Origin of the sequence: Ralstonia sp. AU12-08, assembly GCF_000442475.1 — a bacterium.
Taxonomy (GTDB): domain Bacteria; phylum Pseudomonadota; class Gammaproteobacteria; order Burkholderiales; family Burkholderiaceae; genus Ralstonia; species Ralstonia insidiosa.
This window is the reverse complement of the sequence record NZ_ASZV01000047.1, coordinates 165,133-186,897: the sequence shown is the minus strand read 5'-3', so window position 1 is coordinate 186,897 and position 21,765 is coordinate 165,133. Positions and strand designations below refer to the sequence as shown.

The 21,765-nt window shown below is 65.1% G+C and carries 17 protein-coding genes; 10 read left to right on the top strand and 7 right to left on the bottom strand.

All coding sequences use genetic code 11. The annotated features are described in order from the left end of the window. Positions 1–2: 2 nt before the first annotated feature. The gene (gene def / locus C404_RS53020; RefSeq protein WP_021196965.1) at positions 3–518 is read right to left on the bottom strand and encodes a peptide deformylase; all 516 of its coding nucleotides are present in this window, start codon (positions 516–518) and stop codon (positions 3–5) included. 263 nt (positions 519–781) lie between these two features. On the opposite strand from def, the gene C404_RS53015 reads away from it, so the two are divergent. From C404_RS53015 to C404_RS53000, 4 genes are all read left to right on the top strand, one after another. Continuing rightward, a complete protein-coding gene (locus C404_RS53015) occupies positions 782–1,966 on the top strand; it encodes a LysM peptidoglycan-binding domain-containing protein (protein ID WP_021196964.1) in 1,185 nt (394 codons plus the stop codon). 22 nt (positions 1,967–1,988) lie between these two features. Beyond that, complete coding sequence (gene dprA, locus C404_RS53010) at positions 1,989–3,197, top strand: DNA-processing protein DprA (RefSeq protein ID WP_031330017.1); 1,209 nt, start codon at positions 1,989–1,991, stop codon at positions 3,195–3,197. A 50-nt stretch (positions 3,198–3,247) separates the two neighbouring features. After that, complete coding sequence (locus C404_RS53005; RefSeq protein ID WP_021196962.1) at positions 3,248–3,637, top strand: thioredoxin family protein; 390 nt, start codon at positions 3,248–3,250, stop codon at positions 3,635–3,637. A gap of 242 nt (positions 3,638–3,879) precedes the next feature. Next, positions 3,880–6,522, top strand: a complete 2,643-nt coding sequence (locus tag C404_RS53000) for a DNA topoisomerase III (RefSeq protein WP_021196961.1) — start codon at positions 3,880–3,882, stop codon at positions 6,520–6,522. A gap of 86 nt (positions 6,523–6,608) precedes the next feature. Here the strand turns inward: C404_RS53000 and C404_RS52995 are convergent, their stop codons facing one another. Further along, positions 6,609–7,547 (bottom strand): LysR family transcriptional regulator, encoded by a 939-nt coding sequence (locus tag C404_RS52995; protein ID WP_021196960.1) that lies wholly within the window; start codon positions 7,545–7,547, stop codon positions 6,609–6,611. 451 nt (positions 7,548–7,998) lie between these two features. On the opposite strand from C404_RS52995, the gene C404_RS52990 reads away from it, so the two are divergent. Next, positions 7,999–9,687 carry an AMP-binding protein gene (locus C404_RS52990; protein ID WP_021196959.1) on the top strand — a complete coding sequence of 563 codons (1,689 nt, stop codon included), beginning with the start codon at positions 7,999–8,001 and terminating at the stop codon, positions 9,685–9,687. Between the two features lie 49 nt (positions 9,688–9,736). Here C404_RS52990 and rodA read toward each other — a convergent pair whose 3' ends face one another. The 5 genes from rodA to C404_RS52965 form a co-directional block, all read right to left on the bottom strand. Continuing rightward, complete coding sequence (rodA, locus tag C404_RS52985; protein ID WP_021196958.1) at positions 9,737–10,888, bottom strand: rod shape-determining protein RodA; 1,152 nt, start codon at positions 10,886–10,888, stop codon at positions 9,737–9,739. Positions 10,889–10,911: 23 nt separating this feature from the next. Next, positions 10,912–13,308 carry a penicillin-binding protein 2 gene (gene mrdA / locus C404_RS52980; protein ID WP_021196957.1) on the bottom strand — a complete coding sequence of 799 codons (2,397 nt, stop codon included), beginning with the start codon at positions 13,306–13,308 and terminating at the stop codon, positions 10,912–10,914. A gap of 36 nt (positions 13,309–13,344) precedes the next feature. After that, positions 13,345–13,857, bottom strand: coding sequence for a rod shape-determining protein MreD (gene mreD / locus C404_RS52975; protein WP_021196956.1), 513 nt, complete (start codon positions 13,855–13,857; stop codon positions 13,345–13,347). 13 nt (positions 13,858–13,870) lie between these two features. After that, on the bottom strand, positions 13,871–14,920 hold the full coding sequence (mreC, locus tag C404_RS52970; protein WP_021196955.1) for a rod shape-determining protein MreC: 1,050 nt from the start codon (positions 14,918–14,920) through the stop codon (positions 13,871–13,873). 221 nt (positions 14,921–15,141) lie between these two features. Then, positions 15,142–16,185, bottom strand: a complete 1,044-nt coding sequence (locus C404_RS52965) for a rod shape-determining protein (RefSeq protein ID WP_004628293.1) — start codon at positions 16,183–16,185, stop codon at positions 15,142–15,144. Between the two features lie 517 nt (positions 16,186–16,702). Here C404_RS52965 and gatC point away from each other — a divergent pair. The 5 genes from gatC (at position 16,703) to gatB (ending at position 21,755) form a co-directional block, all read left to right on the top strand. Further along, positions 16,703–17,002, top strand: a complete 300-nt coding sequence (gatC, locus tag C404_RS52960) for an Asp-tRNA(Asn)/Glu-tRNA(Gln) amidotransferase subunit GatC (RefSeq protein ID WP_021196954.1) — start codon at positions 16,703–16,705, stop codon at positions 17,000–17,002. Between the two features lie 79 nt (positions 17,003–17,081). After that, the gene (gatA, locus tag C404_RS52955) at positions 17,082–18,581 is read left to right on the top strand and encodes an Asp-tRNA(Asn)/Glu-tRNA(Gln) amidotransferase subunit GatA (RefSeq protein WP_021196953.1); all 1,500 of its coding nucleotides are present in this window, start codon (positions 17,082–17,084) and stop codon (positions 18,579–18,581) included. 157 nt (positions 18,582–18,738) lie between these two features. Continuing rightward, entirely contained in the window at positions 18,739–19,230 is a 492-nt protein-coding gene (locus tag C404_RS52950) for a hypothetical protein (RefSeq protein ID WP_031330015.1), read from the top strand. After that, on the top strand, positions 19,209–20,219 hold the full coding sequence (locus C404_RS52945) for a dienelactone hydrolase family protein (protein WP_031330013.1): 1,011 nt from the start codon (positions 19,209–19,211) through the stop codon (positions 20,217–20,219). Before C404_RS52950 ends, C404_RS52945 begins: the two co-directional genes overlap by 22 nt. A gap of 69 nt (positions 20,220–20,288) precedes the next feature. After that, complete coding sequence (gene gatB, locus C404_RS52940; protein WP_021196950.1) at positions 20,289–21,755, top strand: Asp-tRNA(Asn)/Glu-tRNA(Gln) amidotransferase subunit GatB; 1,467 nt, start codon at positions 20,289–20,291, stop codon at positions 21,753–21,755. Positions 21,756–21,765 lie beyond the last annotated feature (10 nt).

Below are 21,765 nucleotides of genomic sequence, written 5' to 3'. Positions count from 1 at the left end.
GATCAGCGCTGGTGCTCCAGATCGCGCTGATGTTTCTTGAGCTTGGAGCGGATGCGCGTTTGCTTGAGCGGCGACAAGTATTCGACAAACACCTTGCCCATCAGGTGATCCATTTCGTGCTGTATGCACACGGCCAGCAGGCCATCGGCCTCCAACTCGAAGGTTTCGCCGCGCTCGTTCAGTGCACGCACGCGCACGCGGTCGGGGCGGTCCACCTTGTCATAGATGTCCGGCACCGACAGGCAGCCCTCATCCCAGACCTTGTGCTCGTCACTCGCCCAGATGATCTCGGGGTTGATGAACACGCGCAGTTCGTCACGCGACTCCGACACGTCGATGGTGATCACGCGCTCATGCACGTCGACCTGCGTGGCAGCCAGGCCGACACCCGGCGCCTCGTACATGGTCTCGGCCATGTCGGCTACCAGTTTGCGGATGCGATCGTTCACTTCAGCGACTGGTTTGGCGACCTTGTGCAGCCGCGGATCAGGGTATTGCAGGATATTCAGTAGGGCCATGATGCTTGGCAACAACGGTTGCGGAAGGCCACGCTAACGAGGGGTTGCCTTCAATTGCGATCGCTTGGAATGTCATGCAGAATCGGGGGCGCTATCCGCCACATGGCTTAGGAAAAAGCCTGACGAATGTTCGATGTCATACCCCTCTAGCTGCAACGCACCGAAGCGTGCAGCGGCGGCGGCCAGGCATCGCGCAGGCACTGACCAAGCACGCGGACCACTCGCCGATTCTTCATAGAATAATGCGCCATCGTAACACACCGATGCTGATCAAGCCCGCCACGCAATCTGCCACGAAAGCGCGCCAGTCTTACGTTTGCGCCCTGTCTGTGGTTGCTGCGGCAACACTGTTTTGCGTCGGCGCTGCACATGCTGCCGAGCGCGCTGTCTCGCCGGCGCAACAGGCGCAGGCCGCAGCGGCCGCGCAAGCCGGTATTCCGGAATCCGAACTCGCTGCAAACGCACCTGCGCAGTACACCGTGCGCCGTGGCGACACGCTATGGGCGATCTCCGGCAAGTTCCTCAAGCGGCCTTACCGCTGGCCCGAGCTGTGGGGCATGAACCGCGAGCAGATCCGCAACCCGCACCTGATCTATCCGGGGCAGGTGCTCTATCTGAATCACGCCAACGGCCGTGCTTGGCTGTCGAGCTCGCCGGCCTCGGCTGACGGCAGCACGGTGCGCCTGTCGCCGCACACCCGCGTGGCGGGCCAGGATGGCGACGCTATCTCCAGCATTCCCGCCTCGGTCATCGAGCCATTCCTCACGCAGCCGATCGTCGTGGACGAAGAAACGCTGGCGACGCCGGCGCGCATTTTTGAACTGCCGGAAGGCCGTGTCTACCTGGGTAAGGGCGAGAGCGCCTACGCTCGTGGTCTGCCCGGTGGGGAAGCAGGCCAAGCCGGCACTGAGTGGCAAGCCTATCGCCCAGTCAAGCCGCTCAAGGACCCGGTCACCGGCAACGTGCTCGGCTATGAGGCCGACTTCCTCGGCACCCTGCGTGTGGTGCGCGCGGCCACCGGCCCGCAGGCCGTGACCAAGATGGAGGCGCTGACGTCCAAGGAAGAAATGGGCGTCGGCACGCAACTGATGCCGCTGCCGCCGCGCGTGCCGGTGCGCTACGTACCGCATGCGCCGGAAGGCAATGTGCATGGCGTGGTTGCCAAGGTGACGGGCGGTGTGCGCTTTGGCGGTTCGGATCAGGTGGTGGTGCTGAACATCGGCAGCCAGCAGGGGCTTGAGGCAGGCCATGTGTTGGCGCTGTCGCGCGCCGGCACGGTCGTCAAGGATCGGACCGCCGGCGGTGAAGCCGTGCAACTGCCGGAAGAACGTTACGGCTTGGCCTTTGTGTTCCGCGTGTTCCCGCACGTGGCCTACGCGCTGGTGACGGACTCGTCGAACACCGTTGAAGTGGGCGATGCTGTCGATAATCCGATGACGCAACCCTGATCACGCTGACCGCAGTCCTGATTTGACCGATGCCTCACAGGTCGCGGCGGGTGCCGCGACCGACTCCATAGATTCCCTCTCCTGCACACGCGATTCCGTAGAGCTGGCCGCGTGGCTGCGTCTGACAGAAACCCCCGGTGTCGGCCCTGTTGCCGCGCGTCAGTTGCTGGCGGCCTTCGGCCTGCCGCAGGACATCTTCGTTCAACCGTATTCCGCGCTTGCCCGGGTGTTGCCCGAGCGGCAGGCACGCGCGCTATTGGCCGCGCCGGACGCAGCGCTGGCAGCGCTGATCGAACGCACCGTCGCGTGGGCAAACGAGCCTGGTAATGCCGTCTTCACGTTGGCCGATCGTGGCTATCCGCCCCGCCTGCTGGAGCTGACGGACCCGCCGACCGTGCTGTACGCCAAGGGCGATGTGTCGCTGCTGCGTGCGGCGGCGGTGGGTGTGGTGGGCGCGCGCAGCGCCACGGCGGCTGGCATCGACAATGCGCGGGCGTTTGCGCAGGCGCTATCTGCGGCGAGCGTGACGATCGTCTCCGGCCTGGCGCTGGGCATCGATGCGGCGGCACATGAGGGCGCACTGAGCGGGCCCGGCAGCACCATCGCCGTGGTGGGTACGGGCCTCGATATTGTTTACCCAGCGCGCAACCGGGCGCTGGCGCACCGCATTGCCGAGGCGGGGGTCATCATCTCCGAATACCCGCTGGGCATGGGCGCGCGGGCGGAGAACTTTCCGCGCCGCAATCGCCTGATCGCCGGTCTCGCGCGTGGGCTGCTGGTGGTGGAGGCGGCGGCGCAGTCCGGCTCGCTCATCACCGCGCGGCTGGCTGCCGAGCAGGGGCGCGATGTGTTTGCGATTCCGGGATCGATCCATTCACCGTTGGCCAAGGGCTGCCATCTGCTGATCAAGCAAGGGGCCAAGCTGGTGGAAACCGCCGCCGACATCCTCGATGAGCTGGGCTGGGGGCGCTCCACCGCGCCGGTTAAGCGTACCTCGCGTACAGCGCCGGCTGAAGATGCCGTCATTGCGCAGGCGCCGGTCGCACGCGCCGCGCCAAGTGCGGCTGAAACCACGTTGCTCGATGCGCTCGGTTTTGATCCCGTTGATCTGGATACCTTGTGCGAGCGCACCGGCCAAGCTGCGGCTGCGCTGTCGGCACAGCTTCTGGCGCTGGAACTGGATGGCCGCGTAGAGCGCCAGCCAGGCGGGCGCTTTCTGCGCCTTCCTTGAAAGCGTGCCTACAATAGCTGCGACCTGTTCGCTGCGCACTGCCACTATTTATGCGACTGCTCTCGCCTGACACTGACGCCACCATGCTGCACACGCGCGTGCGGATGGGGCAATTGCTGGTTGCGTGTCTGTGCGCCGAGTGGTGTGGCACCTGCCGCAGTTACCGCACGACGTTTGCCGAGCTGGCCGCGCGACATCCGGAATGCTGCTTCGTCTGGGTGGATGTGGAAGACCATGCCGACGCCCTGGGCGATTTCGACGTCGAAAACTTCCCCACCCTGCTGATTCAACGCATGGATGACGCCGGTGATGTGTTGTTTTTCGGCCCCGTCTTGCCGCATGCCGGTGTGGTGGAAGGCATGCTTTCGCGTGATTTGCGCGCCGCACCAACCGTGACGGCGGCACCCGACTTGCGTGGCTGGCTGCTGCAATCGGCCTGATTGCGAGCCTTGACAATGCAAGGCGAAGTCTGCGTCACTCTATTGCACCTGAAAAGGAACCGCGCTTATGATTGGCGGCCAAATTCGGGGCAGACTGCCTGAATGTGCGCTTTGATAGGCGCCGGCAGCACTTGAAGTCGGCACGCGTTGCCATAAGACTCTACAAAACCCACGCGAATGGCCGCTAATAGAAAGCGACCTCTTGTTTACCTGATTGCTTGCGATCGCCAGGATCCGCTCACATGTCCAAGGCCCTCATCATTGCCGAAAAACCGTCGGTCGCCGCTGATATCGCGCGCGCGCTGGGTGGCTTCACCAAGCACGACGAGTACTTTGAGAGCGACGACTACGTCCTCTCCTCGGCGGTTGGCCACCTGGTTGAAATCGCCGCCCCCGACGAATACGAAGTCAAACGCGGCAAATGGAGCTTCAACCATCTGCCGGTGATCCCGCCGCACTTTGACCTGCGCCCGATCGCCAAGTCTGAATCCCGACTGAAGGTGCTCACGCGCCTGATCAAGCGCAAGGACGTGACCGCGCTGATCAACGCTTGCGACGCGGGGCGCGAAGGTGAATTGATCTTCCGCCTGATTGCGCAGCACGCGAACACCAAGCTGCCTGTACAGCGTCTGTGGCTGCAGTCGATGACGCCGCAGTCCATCCGCGATGGCTTCACCAAGCTGCGCAGCAACGAAGACATGATGCCGCTGGCGGATGCCGCGCGCTGCCGCTCCGAGGCCGACTGGCTGGTTGGCATCAACGGCACGCGTGCCATGACCGCCTTCAACAGCAAGGGCGGCGGCTTCTTCCTGACCACCGTGGGCCGCGTGCAGACGCCCACGCTGTCGATCGTGGTGGAGCGCGAAGAGAAGATCAAACGCTTCGTGCCGCGCGATTACTGGGAAGTGCGCGCCGAATTCATCGCCGCCGCTGGCCTGTACGAAGGCCGCTGGTTCGACCCCAAGTTCAAGAAGGACGAGTTCGATCCCGAGCGACGCGATTCGCGCCTGTGGAGCGAAGCCGAGGCCAAGAGCATCGTCGCCGCATGCCGCGACAAGACGGGCACCGTTACCGAAGAATCGAAACCGTCGACGCAGATGTCGCCGGCGCTGTTCGACCTGACCAGCCTGCAGCGCGAGGCCAACGGCCGCTTCGGCTTCTCGGCCAAGAACACGCTGGGCCTGGCGCAGGCGCTGTATGAAAAGCACAAGGTGCTGACCTATCCGCGTACCGATTCGCGCGCGCTGCCCGAAGACTACATGGGCACGGTCAAGCAGACGCTGGACATGCTGGGCGAGAGCTCGCCCAACTATCTGACGCACGCGAAGAAGATCCTCGCCAACCAGTGGGTCAAGCCGAACAAGCGGATCTTCGACAACAGCAAGATCAGCGATCACTTCGCCATCATCCCGACGCTGCAGGCACCGAAGAACCTGTCGGAGCCGGAGCAGAAGCTGTACGACCTCGTGGTGCGCCGCTTCCTGGCGGTGTTCTTCCCGGCGGCTGAGTACCAGGTCACCACGCGCGTGACCGAGGTGGCCGGGCATCACTTCAAGACCGAAGGCAAGGTGCTGGTGAACCCGGGCTGGCTGGTCGTGTATGGCCGTGAGGCGCAGGGCGAGGATGCCAACCTCGTGCCGGTCGCCAAGGACGAGAAGGTCAAGACCGACAAGGTCGAGCCGGTGGGCCTGACCACCAAGCCGCCCGCGCGCTACAACGAAGCGACGCTGCTCTCCGCCATGGAAGGCGCCGGCAAGCTGGTCGACGACGACGCGCTGCGCGAAGCCATGGCCGGCAAGGGCCTGGGCACGCCAGCCACGCGTGCGGCCATCATCGAAGGCCTGCTGGGTGAGAAGTACCTCGTACGCGAAGGCCGCGAGTTGATCCCGACCGCCAAGGCCTTCCAGCTGATGACGCTGCTGCGCGGCCTGGGCGTGGAAGAATTGACGCAGGCCGAGCTGACCGGCGGCTGGGAGCACAAGCTCTCGCTGATCGAACGCGGCCAGCTCGAGCGTGACGAGTTCATGCGCGAGATCGCGCAGATGACGCAGCAGATCGTCAAGCGCGCCAAGGAATACGACAGCGACACCATCCCCGGCGACTACGCGACGCTCTCCACGCCGTGCCCGCAATGCGGCCACGTGGTCAAAGAAAACTACCGCCGCTTCGCCTGCAGCCACTGCGACTTCTCGATCAGCAAGATCCCGGGTGGCCGCCAGTTTGAGCTGGACGAGGTGGAAGAGCTGCTGATCAACAAGACCATCGGCCCGCTGCAAGGCTTCCGCAGCAAGATGGGCCGGCCGTTTGCGGCCATCCTCAAGCTGGCGCAGGAAGACGGCCACTGGAAGATGGAATTCGACTTCGGCCAGAACGATGAGGACGACGGCGAGCCGGTCGACTTCTCCGGCCAGGAGAGCGTCGGCCACTGCCCGAAGTGCAATGGCAGCGTCTACGAACACGGCCTGAAGTACGTGTGCGAGAACGCCGTGGCGCAGCCCAAGACCTGCGACTTCACCACCGGCAAGATCATCCTGCAGCAGGAGATCAGCCGCGAGCAACTGGCCAAGCTGCTGACCGAAGGCAAAACGGATCTGCTGACCGGCTTCAAGTCGGCACGCACGGGCCGCAACTTCAAGGCGTTCCTCGTCAAGCAGCCGGACGGCAAGATCGGCTTCGAGTTCGAGCCGCGCGGCGAAGGCAAGGGCAAGCCCGGCGCCAAGACTGCTGCGAAGAAGACAACGGCCGCGGCCAAGACGCCTGCTGCCAAGAAAGCTCCGGCCAAGACCGCAACGAAGACGGCTGCGAAGACTGCTGCCAAAAAAGCCCCGGCACGCAAGAAAGCCGCCGAAGCCGAGACCGACGAGGAAAGCACCAGCGAAACCTGATCACGGTTTCATCGGCACCAAAGCAAACGGGAGGACACTGTCCTCCCGTTTTGTATTGGCGATGCGGTTTGCGCGCAGTTTGCCGATCAGGCGGCTTCGCTCAAACCTCGGCCAGCGCGCGCTTCGCTGTGCTTGACCTCCATCGCCTGGGCCAGCATGTAGTCGATGAAGGTGCGTACCTTGGTCGGCAGGAATTTGCGGCTCGGGTACACCAGCGACAACGACCGGGCCGGCAGCTTGTACTGCGGCAGCACGCGCACCAGCTTGCCCGACTCCAGATCCGGCCGGGCCATGTACGACGACAGAATCGCGATGCCCATGTCGGCCAGTACGGCGCGGTGCATCAGCTCGGCATTGCTCGTCACCAGCGACGGCTGCACCGGCACCGAAATCGACTGGCCGTCGGGCGTGCTCATCTCCCACTCGTGACGCAGTTGCGGGTGCCACATGGCGATCACGCGGTGCTCGGCAATGTCTTCCGCGCGCTGCGGCGTGGAGTGCTGGCGCAGGTAGGCGGGCGTGGCCGCCATCACCATCTCGGCGGAGATCATGCGACGTGCTACCAGGTGCGAGCCCAGGCCTAGCTCCGACACCATGATGCCGACGTCGCGGCCGTCTTCAACGATGTCGATCGGGCGATCGGACAGCGCCACGTCAAAGGTCACCTCGGGGTAGAGCTGCTGGAAGCGCGCCAGCAGTATCGGTAAAACGTGTAGCCCGAACATCACCGGTGCGACGATGCGTAGGCCGCCCACCAGCGCCTGGCTGCGCGAGGTGGCGAGCGATTCCGCCTCGTCGATGTCGAGCAGGATCTGCTGACAGCGCTGCAGGTAGGTTTCGCCCACGTCCGTCAGCGACAGGCTGCGCGTGGTGCGATTGAGCAGGCGCGTGCCAAGGTGCGCCTCCAGATCGGCCACGTAGCGCGTGACCACAGCATTGCTCATCGACAGATGCTGGGCCGCCCGGGCGAAGCTGCCAAGCTCCACCACCTTGGAAAACACCCGCATCGACTGCAAACGATCCATTCCAGCCTCTCACATGATTTGTTGTCAAAAATAGAACAAATCTGTCTTGGCGGCAAATTTTTGATGTTGTCTGCGCAATTTACTGCTCAGGTCGAATCATTGAATGTAAGTACACGCTCATCCTGAGGCGGGCGTGCCATTTACACTTTGCGGGCATTGCTGCCGAGGCTGAGTATCCGCCTTCTCCCTGATTGACGTTGCGGCGGATTTGCGTCGAGACTCTATACCGAATGGTAGATTTTTTTTGGAATCTGTCTTGCGTGAGATCACATTCGCTGCAGTTGCGGGTGGAACACCGTCTTGCGCAAATCGATACGGCAACCGCAGGGCGGGCTCGTCATACTCGAACGATGGATGCCAAGAAACCTGCCCCGCATGAGCGCCCCGGTACGAGGGCAGCCATCACGGCCAAGGCATTGCCTAGCGATGCCGACGGTCGAGGAGACACCACATGACGATCCAGAACCGCGAACCGGTCGACTATCTGGCAGGCGAGATGCCGCTGCACCGGTATTGCACCCACCATGCACAACAGACGCCGGAGCGCATTGCCCTGCTCTGGTATGGCCGCACAATCTGCTGGCGCGAGCTGGATCAGCTCTCGACACGGCTGGCGGTGCAGTTGCAACGGCTGGGCGTGGCGCGCGGCGACCGCGTGGCGCTGTTCCTGCAGAACTGTCCGCAGGCCATCCTGGCGCATCTGGCCACGGCCAAGCTGGGCGGCATCGTCGTGCCGTGTGGCCCGCTGTCGCGTCAGCATGAGTTGCGCGACCAACTGGCCGATTCCGGTGCAAAGATCCTGGTGGCTGCGGCGGACCTGATGCCGATTGTCGAGGCCGCGCGGCCGGGCACCTCGGTGTCCACTGTCATCACCACGCGCTATGCCGATCTGCAGCCCTCGCAGCCCGCGTGCCGCAAGGCGCTGGCGGTGCCGCCCGAACTGATCGCGGCCGATGCCTCGTCCGCGCCGCCGATCAAGAACAAGCCCGGCGCATCTCAGCTCGACCTGATGCAGCTGCTGGCCGAGCCAGTGGATGTGGCCGAACGCAACGCCGTGACCGCCATCCAGGTCGATCTGGATGAGGTGGCGCTGATGATCTACACCTCGGGCACCACCGGCCGCCCGAAGGGCGCAATGCTCACGCACCGCAATGCGCTGTACAAGACCGCTGTGACGGCGCAGGTGAGCGGCATCCACGCATCCGACGTGCTGCTGGCGGTGGCGCCGCTGTCGCACATCGCCGGCATGCTGATGGGCATGAATGTGATGCTGTATTCCGGCGCGACCACCATCCTGCTCTACCGCTTCGACCCGCTGGCCGTGCTGCAGGCCGTTGACCGTTACCGCGTCACGCGCTGGTACAGCATGACGCCGATGAACCTGGCGGTGATGGCGCATCCGGATGCTGGGCATTACCGCATGGAATCGCTGGTGGCCAATCCGTGCACGAGCTTTGGCGTGACGCTGACCGAGGCGATTGCCGAGCAGTGGCGTGCCTTTGCCGGCCGACAGTGCAGCATCTACGAGGCCGCCTACGGCTTGTCGGAAACCCACACCTGCGATGCCATCACGCCGCCCGACGCGCCACGCTGGGGCTGGCACGGCAAGATCGTCCCGCAGACCGAGGTGCGCATCGTCGATCCGCACACCGGCGCCGAGTTGCCGCCCGGCCAGGCCGGCGAGATCACCATCCGCAGCCCCGGGGTGTTCCGCGGCTACTGGCAGCGCGACGAGGCCACGCGCGCCGTGATGCACAACGGCTTTCTGCGCACCGGGGACATCGGTCAGCTCTCGCCTGACGGCTATCTGCAGTGGCAGGGCCGTATCAAGGAGATGATCAAGGTGTCCGGCTACAGCGTGTTCCCGGAGGAGGTGGAGTCACTGCTTTCGCGCCACCCGGGCATCCGCCAGGTGGCCGTCACCCCCATCCCCGATCCGGACAAAGGCGAGGTTGTTTGCGCGCATGTGGTGCCGATGCATGGGGTCACGCTCACCGAGGCGGAGCTGATTGCCTGGTCGCGCGACAACATGGCGCCGTACAAGGTGCCGCGCCGCGTGAAGTTCCATGAGGCGCTGCCCGCCACATCCACCGGCAAGGTACTGCGGCGCTTGCTGCGCGAAGAGGCGCTCGCCGCCTGAGTCGCTGGCCAGAAAGCACAACGGCCGCCTATTCTGGCGGCCGTTTTTGCTAGGTCTGCACGAAGCGCTTCTGTCGGGCGATGCTCATCAGGATACCGATACCCATGCCCAGTGTGACGAGTGCGGTCCCTCCATAACTGATGAGCGGCAGCGGCACGCCCACCACGGGCAGGATACCGCTCACCATGCCCATGTTGACGAAGGCGTAGGTGAAGAAGATCAGCGTGATCGACCCCGCCAGCAATCGCCCGAACAGTGTGCCCGCATTCGCCGCGATAAACAGCCCGCGAATGATCAGCAGCAGGTACAGGAACAGCAGGAAGCCGTTGCCCACCAGCCCGAACTCTTCCGAATAGACCGCGAAGATGAAGTCGGTGTGCTTCTCGGGAATGAACTCCAGGTGGGTTTGCGTGCCCTTGAGCCACCCCTTGCCGCTCACCCCGCCCGAGCCGATGGCGATGATCGACTGGATGGTGTGGAAGCCCTTGCCCAGCGGATCGGTGGTCGGGTCCAGCAGCGTGCACACGCGGTGCTGCTGGTAGTCGTGCAGGATCGGCCAGTTCACGCCCGGCGCGCAGATGCGCGACTCGAACGACACCACCAGTGTGATCGCCGTCACTGCAATCACCAGCACCGGCACGATCAGCCGCCACGACAGTCCGGCAAAGTAGATCACGTAGATGCCGGCCGCCAGCACCAGCAGCGCCGTGCCCAGGTCCGGCTGCTTGGCGATCAGGCCCACCGGAATCAGCAGCAGTACGGCCGCGGCCAGGTAGTCGTACCAGTGGACCACGCCCTCGCGCTTCTGGAAGTACCACGCCAGCATGAGCGGCATGGCGATCTTCATGATCTCGGAAGGCTGCACCACCACGCCGATGTTCAGCCACCGCCGCGCACCCTTGCGGATCAACCCGAATGCCGCCACGCCAATCAATAGCGCCACGCCAACGGTATACAGCGGCACCGCAAAGCGCATCAACGTCTGCTGCGGCAGGTTGGCGATGATCCACATCAGCACGAACGACAGCAGGATGTTGCGGACCTGGTCTTCCACCCGGCCCGGCATGTCGATGGCGGCCGAATACAGTGCGACTAATCCCGTGCCCAGCAGCAGAAACACGATCAGTGCCAACGGCACGTCAAAGCCGGTGAAGAGCGACTTGATGACGTTGAATATGCGGCGCTTGTCCAGTTTGTCCATGGCGTGATCCTCAAGCGCGAATGTCAGGGCGCGGCCTGCGCGGGTTTGGGCGTCGGCTTCGGTGCCGGCTTGTTGCCAGGCTTCACCTCTTTCCCGCCCTTGGGGCTCGTGGCCGGCGCCGAGGCTGGGGCGGCGGCATTGCCGCGTCCGCGCGGTGGCAGTTCAGGCGCGGGCTGCGCATGCGACAGTGCCTGCAGCACCTGGGCGTCCAGCGTGGCCGGGGCGATGGCTTCGGCGCTGGTGCCGGCCTCGCGCAGGGCGGGGGCCAGCAAGTCAGGCGACATCGGCGGCGTGGTATGCGTGGCGCCGGCGGCCACCGACGAAGCCGCAGCCACTCCACTGGCGGTGGGCGCCGCCACGGCCGAAGCGGCGGCGACCCCCGAAGCCGCTTGCGCGACAGCCTCCGCGGCTGCCTGCGGCGTGGCCGTGGCGCTGGCGATGGTGGCCGTCTTACCGGTCGAGAACACGCTCGGCGTGTCCACCGGCGGTTGCGGTTGAGGCTTCGGCGCGCTGGCGAGCAGTTCGGTCGGCCACTTGCCCGTCAGGTAATAGTCCATGACGGCGCGTGCGATCGGCGCGGCCGATGCTGCGCCAAAGCCGGCGTTTTCCACGATCAGGGCCAGCGCGATCTTCGGATGGTCGGCCGGGGCAAACGCCTCGAACAGCGCGTGGTCGCGCTTGTTCTCGGGCAGCGCGTGGTGGCTGTACTTTTCGTTCTTGCCCAGCGAGTACACCTGCGCTGTCCCCGTCTTGCCGGCCGACACATACTGCGCACCGATGAACGCCTTGGCCGCGGTACCTGCCTGGTTCACGCCCACCATCGCGCGCTTGATCACGTCGATGTTGGCCTGCTTGAGCGGAATCCGGTAGCTCTCGGTCGGCACGGTCAGCGTGCGCGATTTGGACAGCGAATCTTCGACGGCCTTCACCAGGTGAGGCTTCATCACCACGCCGTTGTTGGCCAGCGTCGACACCGCGTGCGCCAACTGCAGGATGGTGAAGTTGTTGTAGCCCTGGCCGATGCCCAGCGAGATGGTTTCACCGTCATACCACTTCTGCTGCTCGGGGCGCTTGTAGGCTTTGCGCTTCCACTCGGTGGACGGCAGGATGCCGGTGCGCTCGCCCTCGATGTCGATGCCCGTGACCTGCCCGAAGCCGAACGGCTTCATGAAGTCGTGGATGGCATTCACGCCCATGTCGTTGGCGAGCCGGTAGTAGTACGTGTCGCACGACGCCACGATCGAGCGGTACATGTCGACCCAGCCGTGCCCGCCCGGCACGTCGTCGCGGAAGGTGTGGTTGCCCAGCGTGAACGAGCCCGGATCGGCCATGCCCCACTGCGGCGTGCGCTTGCCCAGCTCCAGCGCGCCCAGCGCCATGAACGGCTTGTAGGTCGAGCCCGGCGGATACGTGCCGCGCAGCGGACGGTTCAGCAGCGGCTTGTCGGGCGAGTTGTTCAGCTCGTTCCAGGAAGTGCTGTCGATGCCTTCGACGAACATGTTCGGGTCGAACGTCGGCTTGGACACGAACGCGAGGATGTCGCCCGTCTCCGGCTCGATCGCCACCAGCGCGCCACGGCGGTTGCCGAAGAGTTGCTCGGCCAGGCGCTGCAGGTTGATGTCGAGCGACAGGATCAGGTTGTTGCCCGGCGTCGCCTGCGAGGTCGACAGCGTCCGGATCGGCCGCCCGCCCGCGCTTACTTCCACCTCTTCGTAGCCGGTCAGGCCGTGCAGCTCGGTCTCGTAGCTTTGCTCGATGCCGACCTTGCCGATGTATTCGGTGCCGCTGTAGTTGTTGGAGTCCTTGCGCGGGTCGTACGCCACGCCGGGCTGACTGTTGGCATCGCTCATGTTGTCGATGCGGTCCAGGTCACGCTCGGAGATCCGCCCGATGTAGCCGATCACGTGTGACGCCGACTCGCCCAGCGGGTACTGACGGAACAAGCGCGCATGCACATCCACACCCGGAAAGCGGAAGCGCTGCGCAGAGAAGCGCGCGACTTCCTGATCAGTGAGCTGGCTGCGGATCGGCAGGCTTTCGAAGCTGCGCGCGTCTTCCATCAGGCGCTTGAAGCGGCGGCGGTCGCGCGGCTGGATGTCGATGACCTGGGCGAGCTGGTCGATGGTGTTGTCCAGCGTGTCCTGCAGCTTGGACGGCGTGATCTCCAGCGTGTACGCCGAGTAGTTGCGCGCCAGCACCACACCGTTGCGGTCCATGATGATGCCGCGGTTGGGCTCGATGGGCGCGACCGAGATGCGGTTGTCTTCCGCCTTGGCCGAGTACTGCTCGTGCTTGACCTCTTGCAGCCAGAAGAAGCGCGCCAGCAGCAGCCCGAAGCAGATCACCACGAACAGCGCAGCCGCCGCCAGCCGCAGGCGGAAGCGCGACAGCTCCTGTTCGACGTTGCGGATTTCGGTCATGCCGGACTAGCAGCTAGGTACATCAGATTGGACGCCTTAGATTGGCCGCGTCTCGTCGACGCTCTCCGGCCGGCGCTGCGGCGCCAGCAGGATGGCATTGGCGAACGGCCACAGCGCCGCTTCGATCAGTGGCGGCAGAATGACCTGCCAGTCCGGCAGGTGTGCGCCCATCAGCAGGCGGATGACGATCGGCACGGCGTGCGCCAGCACCAGCAGCGGCAGCACATGCAGCGCCTGCGACAGCACCGAGAACCACAGCACGCGCCGATGGATGGTGATCGCAAAGTACGACAGCATCGTGTAGGCCATCGCATGCTCGCCCAGCAGGCGCGCTTCGTGCACGTCCATCAAGAGGCCCAGCAGGAAGGCCACCACCATGCCCACGCGGCGGGGCTGGTGGATGTTCCAGAACACCAGCACCAGCGCCACCAGATCGGGAATCCACTGCATGTGGCCCCACGGCATCAGGTTGAACAGGAATGCCAGCACGAAGCTGAAGGCGATGAAACCGGGGTTGACCGGGCGCAGCAGGTATTGGGGCGAGTTCATGTGGATGCCTCGCTTAGCGTTTGGCCGCTGGATCAGCAGTGTCCAGCGGATTGCCGTCAGCGTCGGTCGGGCGCGGCGGCGGGGTGTTGTCTTCGGCAGCGGGAGCAGGAGCAGGCACGTTGGCCTCGGCGGCAGCGCGCGCGGCGCGGTCCTTCTCTTCGCGGGCGTCGCGGGCAGCGTTCTTGCCCTTGGCGGCCGGTGCGGGCGCCACATCGATCGGCGGCGGGAAGCCCGACTCGTACTTCACGATCAACAGGTGCCGGTTGCTGCGGATGCCAGCCACCGGCTCGCAGATCACGCGCGAGAACGCGGTGTCGGCCTTGCGCTCGATCTGTGCGATGCGCGCCACCGGCAGGCCCGCCGGATACACGCCGTCCAGCCCCGAGGTCACCAGCAGGTCGCCCTGCTGCAGATCGGCCGAGGCAGCCATGAAGCGCAAGTCCAGCGCACCCGGGCGGGCACCGCCAAACGCCACGCTGCGCAGGCCGTTACGCACGACTTCCACGGGGATCGCCTGATCCTTGTCGGTCAGCAGCGTCACCTGCGATTCGAACAGCGACACGCGCGTCACCTGGCCGACCACGCCGCGATCATCAATGACCGGGTAGCCGGCGCGCACGCCGTCCTTGGAGCCACGGTCAATGACGATACGCTGGGTGTACGGATCACGCGCTTCGTAGAGAACTTCCGCCCCAATGGTGGGGATGGCGGCGTGCTGTTTCAGGTTGAGCAGCGTGCGCAGGTTGCGGTTCTCGGCTTCGAGCTGTGAGGCACGCAGCGATTGCTGGGCCTGGGCGACGGCCGATTCGCGCAGGTTGCGGTTATCGGCGGCGAGCTTGGTGGACGACTGCGTGTAATCCAGCGCGGCACGCACCGTATCGCGCGGAATCAGCACCAGGCGCTCGACGGGGTACAGCACGACCGACACAACCTGCCGGACCACGCCCAGCACCGACATGCGGGCATCGATCACCAGCAGCGCAAGCGCGAGCGCGAGCAAAGCAACCAGCCGCGCGGTGGCGGACGGGCCCTGCTTGAAGAGGGGCGGCGGGGAGTAGTCCATGACCCGGACGCTTCAGATGCACACGGCAGGCGCGTAACGAATAACGTCAGCGGCCTGCCGGTAACGGATTAGGTGTGGCGTCGGTGCGGTGCCTGGGCCCGGGGTGGGCGGAGCACGGCGCACCGGCGCGGGACGCATCTCAGCGGCCCGCCACGGCCGCTGGTGCGGCCAGGAAGACAGGCATGGCGAAATGCGCCGGATGCGAGCGGTGCATGATCCCGTTATTCGTACGAGAAGATGCTGCCGAGCTTGTCCATGCGCTCCAGCGCCATGCCCGAGCCCCGCACCACGCAGGTCAGCGGATCTTCGGCCACCAGCACCGGCAGGCCGGTTTCTTCGGCCAGCAGGCGGTCCAGGTCGCGCAGCAGCGCGCCGCCGCCCGTGAGCATCATGCCGCGCTCGGCAATGTCGGCACCCAGTTCCGGCGGGGTTTGTTCCAGCGCGATCTTCACCGACGACACGATCTGGTTCAGCGGGTCCGTCAGCGCTTCCAGGATTTCGTTGGACGACACCGTGAAGGCGCGCGGAATGCCTTCCGACAGGTTGCGGCCCTTCACTTCCATCTCACGCACTTCCGAACCCGGGAAGGCCGAGCCGATTTCCTTCTTGATGGCTTCGGCGGTCTGCTCGCCGATCAGCATGCCGTAGTTGCGGCGGATGTAGTTGACGATGGCCTCGTCGAACTTGTCGCCGCCCACGCGCACCGAACCCTTGTAGACCATGCCGCCCAGCGAGATGATGCCCACCTCGGTGGTGCCGCCGCCAATGTCCACCACCATCGAGCCCGACGGCTCCGACACCGGCAGGCCGGCGCCAATCGCAGCGGCCATCGGCTCTTCAATCAGATAGACCTGGGAAGCACCGGCGCCCAGCGCCGATTCACGGATGGCACGGCGCTCGACTTGGGTCGAGCCGCACGGCACGCAGATGATGATGCGCGGGCTCGGACGCAGCAGCTTGGTGTCGTGCACCATCTTGATGAACTGCTTGAGCATCTGCTCGGTGACGGTGAAGTCGGCGATCACACCGTCTTTCATCGGGCGGATCGCTTCAATATTGCCCGGCACCTTGCCCAGCATCTGCTTGGCTTCCTTGCCGACTGCCTGGATGGTCTTCTTGGCGTTCGGGCCGCCTTCCTGGCGAATGGCCACCACCGACGGCTCGTCGAGGACGATGCCCTTGTCGCGGACGTAGATCAGGGTGTTGGCGGTGCCGAGGTCGATCGCGAGATCGTTGGAGAAATAGCTGCGCAAAAAGCCGAACATCGAATGAATCCTGTTTTCGAGTCATGGGCGGCTCAGCAGCAGAATCTCGGCCAATGGCTACACCGATACGCGGACGTCGCATGGCTACCATACGGTCCGATCCTGCTACTGCGCTCCCGGGAATGTCGCGGGCTCCGTGGTGGTCGGCGGTGGGGTGCCGTGGCACTGGCCATCCTGCCGAGGGTGAGCCGCCCGGAGGGGGCGGCCCCAAGGAACCTTTGATTAAGTGTCGCCAGATGCTGACGGCGGCGTCGCCGGGAGGTTCCCGGCCACTTAATCAGAGGGTCCGTGGCTGCACGAAGTCGCCTGCTGACTTAGAAATTTAGTCGGCAATCATACCTTATAATTCGGGCATTCTGCGGGTATTCGGCGGGCGTTTGCCTCCAATTTTGCGGCAAATCGGCACAACTCGGGCGTAACCTGAGCGAGCCTGGCGCGCAGTAGCCGTCGCTTGGCTGCCACTTGCGCACATTGCCCGCCTGCCTTTACTGATTGCCGCACTCACTGATCCACTCCGATGGCACTCGAACTCTCCGACGTCAAACGCATCGCCAACCTCGCCCGCATTGAAGTCTCCGATGGCGAGGCGGCGCAGACCCTGACCCAACTCAACCAGTTCTTCACCCTGGTCGAGCAGATGCAGGCCGTGGATACCACCGGCATCGAGCCGATGGCCCACCCGATCGAGCTGATCCAGGCGCCGGCACAGCGCCTGCGCGAAGATGCCGTCACCGAGGCCGACCGCCGCGCTGACTACCAGCAGTGCGCCCCGGCCACCGAGGCTGGTTTGTACCTCGTGCCAAAAGTGATCGAGTAATCGGCGCCCAAACGCGCGACTTGAGCCTCCCCTTTTTGCTGTCGCCGGCCGCAGCCGGCAGCCCATCCGAACGTATTCGATGACCGCATCCACGATCAAAGCCCTGTCTGCCCAACTCGCCGCCAAGGAGGTTTCGGCGGTGGAACTGGCGCGCCATTACCTCGCGCGCATTGACGCCGGGGCACACCTCAACGCCTTCACCCATGTTGATGCCGAGGCCACGCTCGCGCAGGCACAGGCCGCCGACGCACGCATCGCTGCCGGCAATGCGGTGCCGCTGACCGGCGTGCCGATCGCGCACAAGGACGTGTTCGTCACGCGCGGCTGGCGCGCGACGGCTGGCTCCAAGATGCTGGCCGACTACGTCAGCCCATTTGATGCCTCCGTGGTGGAGCGCCTGGGCGCCGCCGGCATGGTGACGCTGGGCAAGACCAACATGGATGAGTTTGCGATGGGCTCGTCCAACGAAAATTCGGCCTTTGGCGCGGTCAAGAACCCGTGGAACGTCGACTACGTGCCGGGCGGCTCGTCGGGTGGCTCGGCGGCGGCCGTGGCGGCCGATCTGGCGCCGGCGGCAACCGGCACAGACACCGGCGGCTCGATCCGCCAGCCGGCATCGTTCTCGGGCATCACCGGCATCAAGCCGACGTATGGGCGCGTGTCGCGCTACGGCATGATCGCCTTCGCCTCGTCGCTGGACCAGGGCGGCCCGATGGCGCGCACGGCTGAGGACTGCGCCCTGCTGCTGTCCGCCATGGCCGGATTCGATGCGCGCGATTCGACCAGCCTGGAACCGGGCCGCGGTGGTGACGTGGAAGACTTCACCCGCCTGCTCGGCCAGCCGCTGCAAGGTGCGGACGCTGCCCGCCCGCTGGCCGGCCTGCGCATCGGCCTGCCCAAGGAATACTTTGGCGAAGGCTTGGCCGACGACGTGCGCGCCACGGTGCGCGCCGCGCTGGCGGAACTGGAAAAGCTCGGTGCCACGCTGGTCGACATCAGCCTGCCCAAGACCGAGCTGTCGATCCCGACGTACTACGTGATCGCCCCGGCCGAGGCCTCGTCCAACCTGTCGCGCTTTGATGGCGTGCGCTACGGCCACCGTGCGGCCGAGTATCGCGATCTGGCCGACATGTACCGCAAGTCCCGCGCCGAAGGTTTCGGCTGGGAGGTCAAGCGCCGCATCCTGGTCGGCGCCTATGTGCTGTCGCACGGCTATTACGACGCGTACTACCTGCAGGCGCAGAAGATCCGCCGCATCATCGCGCAGGATTTCCAGAACGCGCTGGCGGGTGCAAATCGCCAATGCGACGTGATCATGGGCCCCGTGGCGCCGACCGTTGCGTGGAAATTGGGTGAGAAGAGCGACGATCCGGTGCAGATGTACCTGGAGGACATCTTCACGCTGTCGACCAGCCTGGCCGGTCTGCCGGGCATGAGCGTGCCCGCCGGTTTTGGCGCAAACGGTCTCCCGGTTGGCTTGCAGATCATTGGCAACTATTTTGAAGAGGCACGCATGCTGCAGATCGCGCATGCGTTCCAGCAGGCGACCGACTGGCACGCACGCCAACCGGCAGCCTGACGGCAATCACAAGCGCCAAGACCACCGCTGCACCGCAGGGGGCCGCATGAACAGTAAGCAGGGGCCCCGCGCAGCGGGGAGGCGCACGTCCGTGAATGCAGGCTGTCGCCGACACCACGAAGGCAAAATGAACGCAATCCGCTCGGAGGCGATCGCAATGAACCCCCGCAACCGCAACGCATTCGGGCTGGCGCTTGCCGCCGTCCTGCTGGCGGCCTGCGTGCCGATTCCGTTGCCATCGCTGCCGGGCATTCCCGGTTTTGGTCGCCCGTCTGGGCCGCCGCCGATTGCCGATCGCACCATCAGCGTCAACGGCTACTGCAGCCAGACCGAGGAAGACGGCTTCCGCGAGCAGGCAACCCTGACCGTGGACAACAACAACGTCAGTGCGTTGCAGTGGCAGTTGTGGGTTGGCCGTCGCGGTTCGTGCCAGTTTGATCTGTCGACCTTCCAGCAGACCAAACGCCGCCCGAGCATCGAACTGCGCGAGCGCAATGGCAGTTGCACGCTGATGGTCTGGCAGGACCCGCGCCGCGTGACGCTGGCCCACGCCAACTGCGAAGCGCATTGCACGCCCGGCATCTACGAAGAAGCCTGGCCGGTGATGTTCGACCCGCAAACGGGCCAATGCGCCCGCAATGCCCGGTAATGCGCCCGGTGATGCGCACATCGCTTCGGGTGGTGGCCGTGTTGACGGGCGCCCTGCTGGCGCTGCACGCGCTCGCCCAGCCGACACCCGACGCGGACGGCGCCCTGCCGGACATGCCGGCCGCGCGCGCCCCGTCGGCAGCGGAACTGGGGGTGCAGACGGTGGAGATTCCGCGCGCGGTCATGAAGGACGCTGAAGACGCGCCGCAGACGCTGACCGCGTACTGGGTCAAACCGGGGATCACGCCTGCGGGCAAGGCGCCGGCGGCCGGTTTGCCGGTGGTGATCGCGCTGCACGGCTGCAGCGGTTTGTACACGCAGGCCGGTACGGATGCGAAGGCGCTGGGTACGCGCTATCGCGGCTATGCGCAGTGGCTGGGCGCGCGTGGTTACGCGGTGGTGCTGCCCGACAGCTTTGGCCCGCGCGGCAAACCGCACGGCATCTGCACCGAGCGGTTTGCGGCACGCGATATCAACGGTGCCGTGCGTCGCGCAGACATTCTGGCGACGATGCGCTGGGTAGCCGCACAGCCCGGCGTGGATGCGCGCCGCATCGTGCTGCTGGGCTGGTCCAACGGTGCGCAGGCGGTGCTGGAAACCGTGGACGCGAGCCTCGCCTGGCCCGCCGACACGCCGGCCGTGGAGCGCGCCGTGGCGTTTTACCCGGGCTGTGCCGCTGCACTGCAGCGTGCGAAGTACCAGTTGAACGCGCCGTTGCTGCTGCTGGCCGGCGGCAATGACGATTGGACACCCGCCGACCGATGCCAGTCCTTGCAGACCGCGGTGCTGGCCCGCCAGCCGCAGGCGCGCTTCGAGCTGGAGACGTTTGGCGGGGCCTATCATGGCTTTGATGGCACGGCACCGGTTACGGAGCGCAGCGGCATCCCGAACGGGCGGCGTCACGGAACAGTCACCGTGGGTGGCGATCCGGCGGCACGCGAGGCCGCCTTCGCGAAGCTTGCGGCCTGGCTTGACGCGCCGCACCCCTGATCGCACCGAGCAGAAATACACGCAACACCTCAACATTCACACCACAACAATCGACAGGACACACGCAACATGCAATGGGAAGTGGTGATCGGCCTCGAGACGCACACGCAGCTCTCGACGGTCTCGAAGATTTTCTCCGGCGCCTCCACCGCATTCGGTGCTGAGCCCAATACGCAGGCCGCGCCGGTGGATCTGGCGCTGCCGGGCGTGCTGCCGGTGCTGAACAAGGGCGCCGTTGAGCGCGCCATTACGTTCGGCCTGGCCATCGGCGCCAAGATCGCGCCCAAGAGCATCTTCGCGCGCAAGAATTACTTCTACCCCGATCTGCCCAAGGGCTACCAGATCAGCCAGTACGAGATCCCGGTGGTGCGGGGCGGCACGCTGACCATCCAGGTGGAAGGCAAGAACGGCCAGCCCGGGTATGAGAAGACCGTGCAACTGACGCGTGCCCACCTGGAAGAAGACGCCGGCAAATCGCTGCACGAAGACTTTGCCGGCATGACCGGTATCGACCTGAACCGCGCCGGCACACCGCTCTTGGAAATCGTGACCGAGCCCGACATGCGCAGCGCTGCGGAAGCCGTGGCGTATGCCAAGGCACTGCACGCGCTGGTGATGTGGCTGGGCATCTGCGACGGCAACATGCAGGAAGGCAGCTTCCGCTGCGATGCCAACGTTTCGGTGCGCCCGGGCCCGGATGCGCCGTTCGGCACGCGCTGCGAAATCAAGAACCTGAACTCGTTCCGTTTCCTGGAAGAGGCGATCAACTACGAAGTGCGTCGCCAGATCGAACTGATCGAAGATGGCGGCACCGTGGTGCAGGAAACCCGCCTGTACGACCCGGACCGCAAGGAAACGCGCTCGATGCGCAGCAAGGAAGACGCGCAGGATTACCGCTACTTCCCGGACCCCGACCTGCTGCCGCTCGTCATCGGCGACGACTGGATCGAGCGCGTGCGCGCCACGCTGCCCGAACTGCCTGCCGCGATGGCTGCGCGCTTTGAATCGGCCTATGGCCTGCCGAAGTACGACGCCAGCATCCTGACCGCTACCAAGGCGACTGCCGCGTACTTTGAAGCCGTCGTGGCGGATGCCGGCGCTGCCAACGCCAAGGCGGCCGCCAACTGGATCATGGGCGAGCTGGCCTCGAACCTGAACCGCGCGGATCTGGAAATCGACACCGCACCGGTCAAGCCTGCGCAACTGGCCAAGCTGCTCGCCCGCATTGCCGACGGCACGATCAGCAACAACACCGCGAAGAAGGACGTGTTCCCCGCCATGTGGGCTGGCGAGCACGGAGGGGACGCCGACGCGATCATCGAGGCAAAGGACCTCAAGCAGACGTCCGACTCTGGCGAGCTGGAGAAGATCATCGACGATGTGTTGGCGGCCAACGCCAAGTCGGTCGAGGAATTCCGCGCGGGCAAGGAGAAGGCGTTCAACGCGCTGGTCGGCCAGGCCATGAAGGCTACGCGCGGCAAGGCCAACCCCGCACAAGTGAACGATCTGCTGAAGAAGAAACTGGGCGCAGCCTGATGAGCACCTC

Coding starts and splice junctions, on each gene's coding strand:
- def (WP_021196965.1), bottom strand. CDS start 518: ATGGCCCTACTGAATATCCTGCAATACCCTGATCCGCGGCTGCACAAG.
- C404_RS53015 (WP_021196964.1), top strand. CDS start 782: ATGCTGATCAAGCCCGCCACGCAATCTGCCACGAAAGCGCGCCAGTCT.
- C404_RS53005 (WP_021196962.1), top strand. CDS start 3,248: ATGCGACTGCTCTCGCCTGACACTGACGCCACCATGCTGCACACGCGC.
- C404_RS53000 (WP_021196961.1), top strand. CDS start 3,880: ATGTCCAAGGCCCTCATCATTGCCGAAAAACCGTCGGTCGCCGCTGAT.
- C404_RS52995 (WP_021196960.1), bottom strand. CDS start 7,547: ATGGATCGTTTGCAGTCGATGCGGGTGTTTTCCAAGGTGGTGGAGCTT.
- C404_RS52990 (WP_021196959.1), top strand. CDS start 7,999: ATGACGATCCAGAACCGCGAACCGGTCGACTATCTGGCAGGCGAGATG.
- rodA (WP_021196958.1), bottom strand. CDS start 10,888: ATGGACAAACTGGACAAGCGCCGCATATTCAACGTCATCAAGTCGCTC.
- mrdA (WP_021196957.1), bottom strand. CDS start 13,308: ATGACCGAAATCCGCAACGTCGAACAGGAGCTGTCGCGCTTCCGCCTG.
- mreD (WP_021196956.1), bottom strand. CDS start 13,857: ATGAACTCGCCCCAATACCTGCTGCGCCCGGTCAACCCCGGTTTCATC.
- mreC (WP_021196955.1), bottom strand. CDS start 14,920: ATGGACTACTCCCCGCCGCCCCTCTTCAAGCAGGGCCCGTCCGCCACC.
- C404_RS52965 (WP_004628293.1), bottom strand. CDS start 16,185: ATGTTCGGCTTTTTGCGCAGCTATTTCTCCAACGATCTCGCGATCGAC.
- gatC (WP_021196954.1), top strand. CDS start 16,703: ATGGCACTCGAACTCTCCGACGTCAAACGCATCGCCAACCTCGCCCGC.
- gatA (WP_021196953.1), top strand. CDS start 17,082: ATGACCGCATCCACGATCAAAGCCCTGTCTGCCCAACTCGCCGCCAAG.
- C404_RS52950 (WP_031330015.1), top strand. CDS start 18,739: ATGAACCCCCGCAACCGCAACGCATTCGGGCTGGCGCTTGCCGCCGTC.
- C404_RS52945 (WP_031330013.1), top strand. CDS start 19,209: ATGCGCCCGCAATGCCCGGTAATGCGCCCGGTGATGCGCACATCGCTT.
- gatB (WP_021196950.1), top strand. CDS start 20,289: ATGCAATGGGAAGTGGTGATCGGCCTCGAGACGCACACGCAGCTCTCG.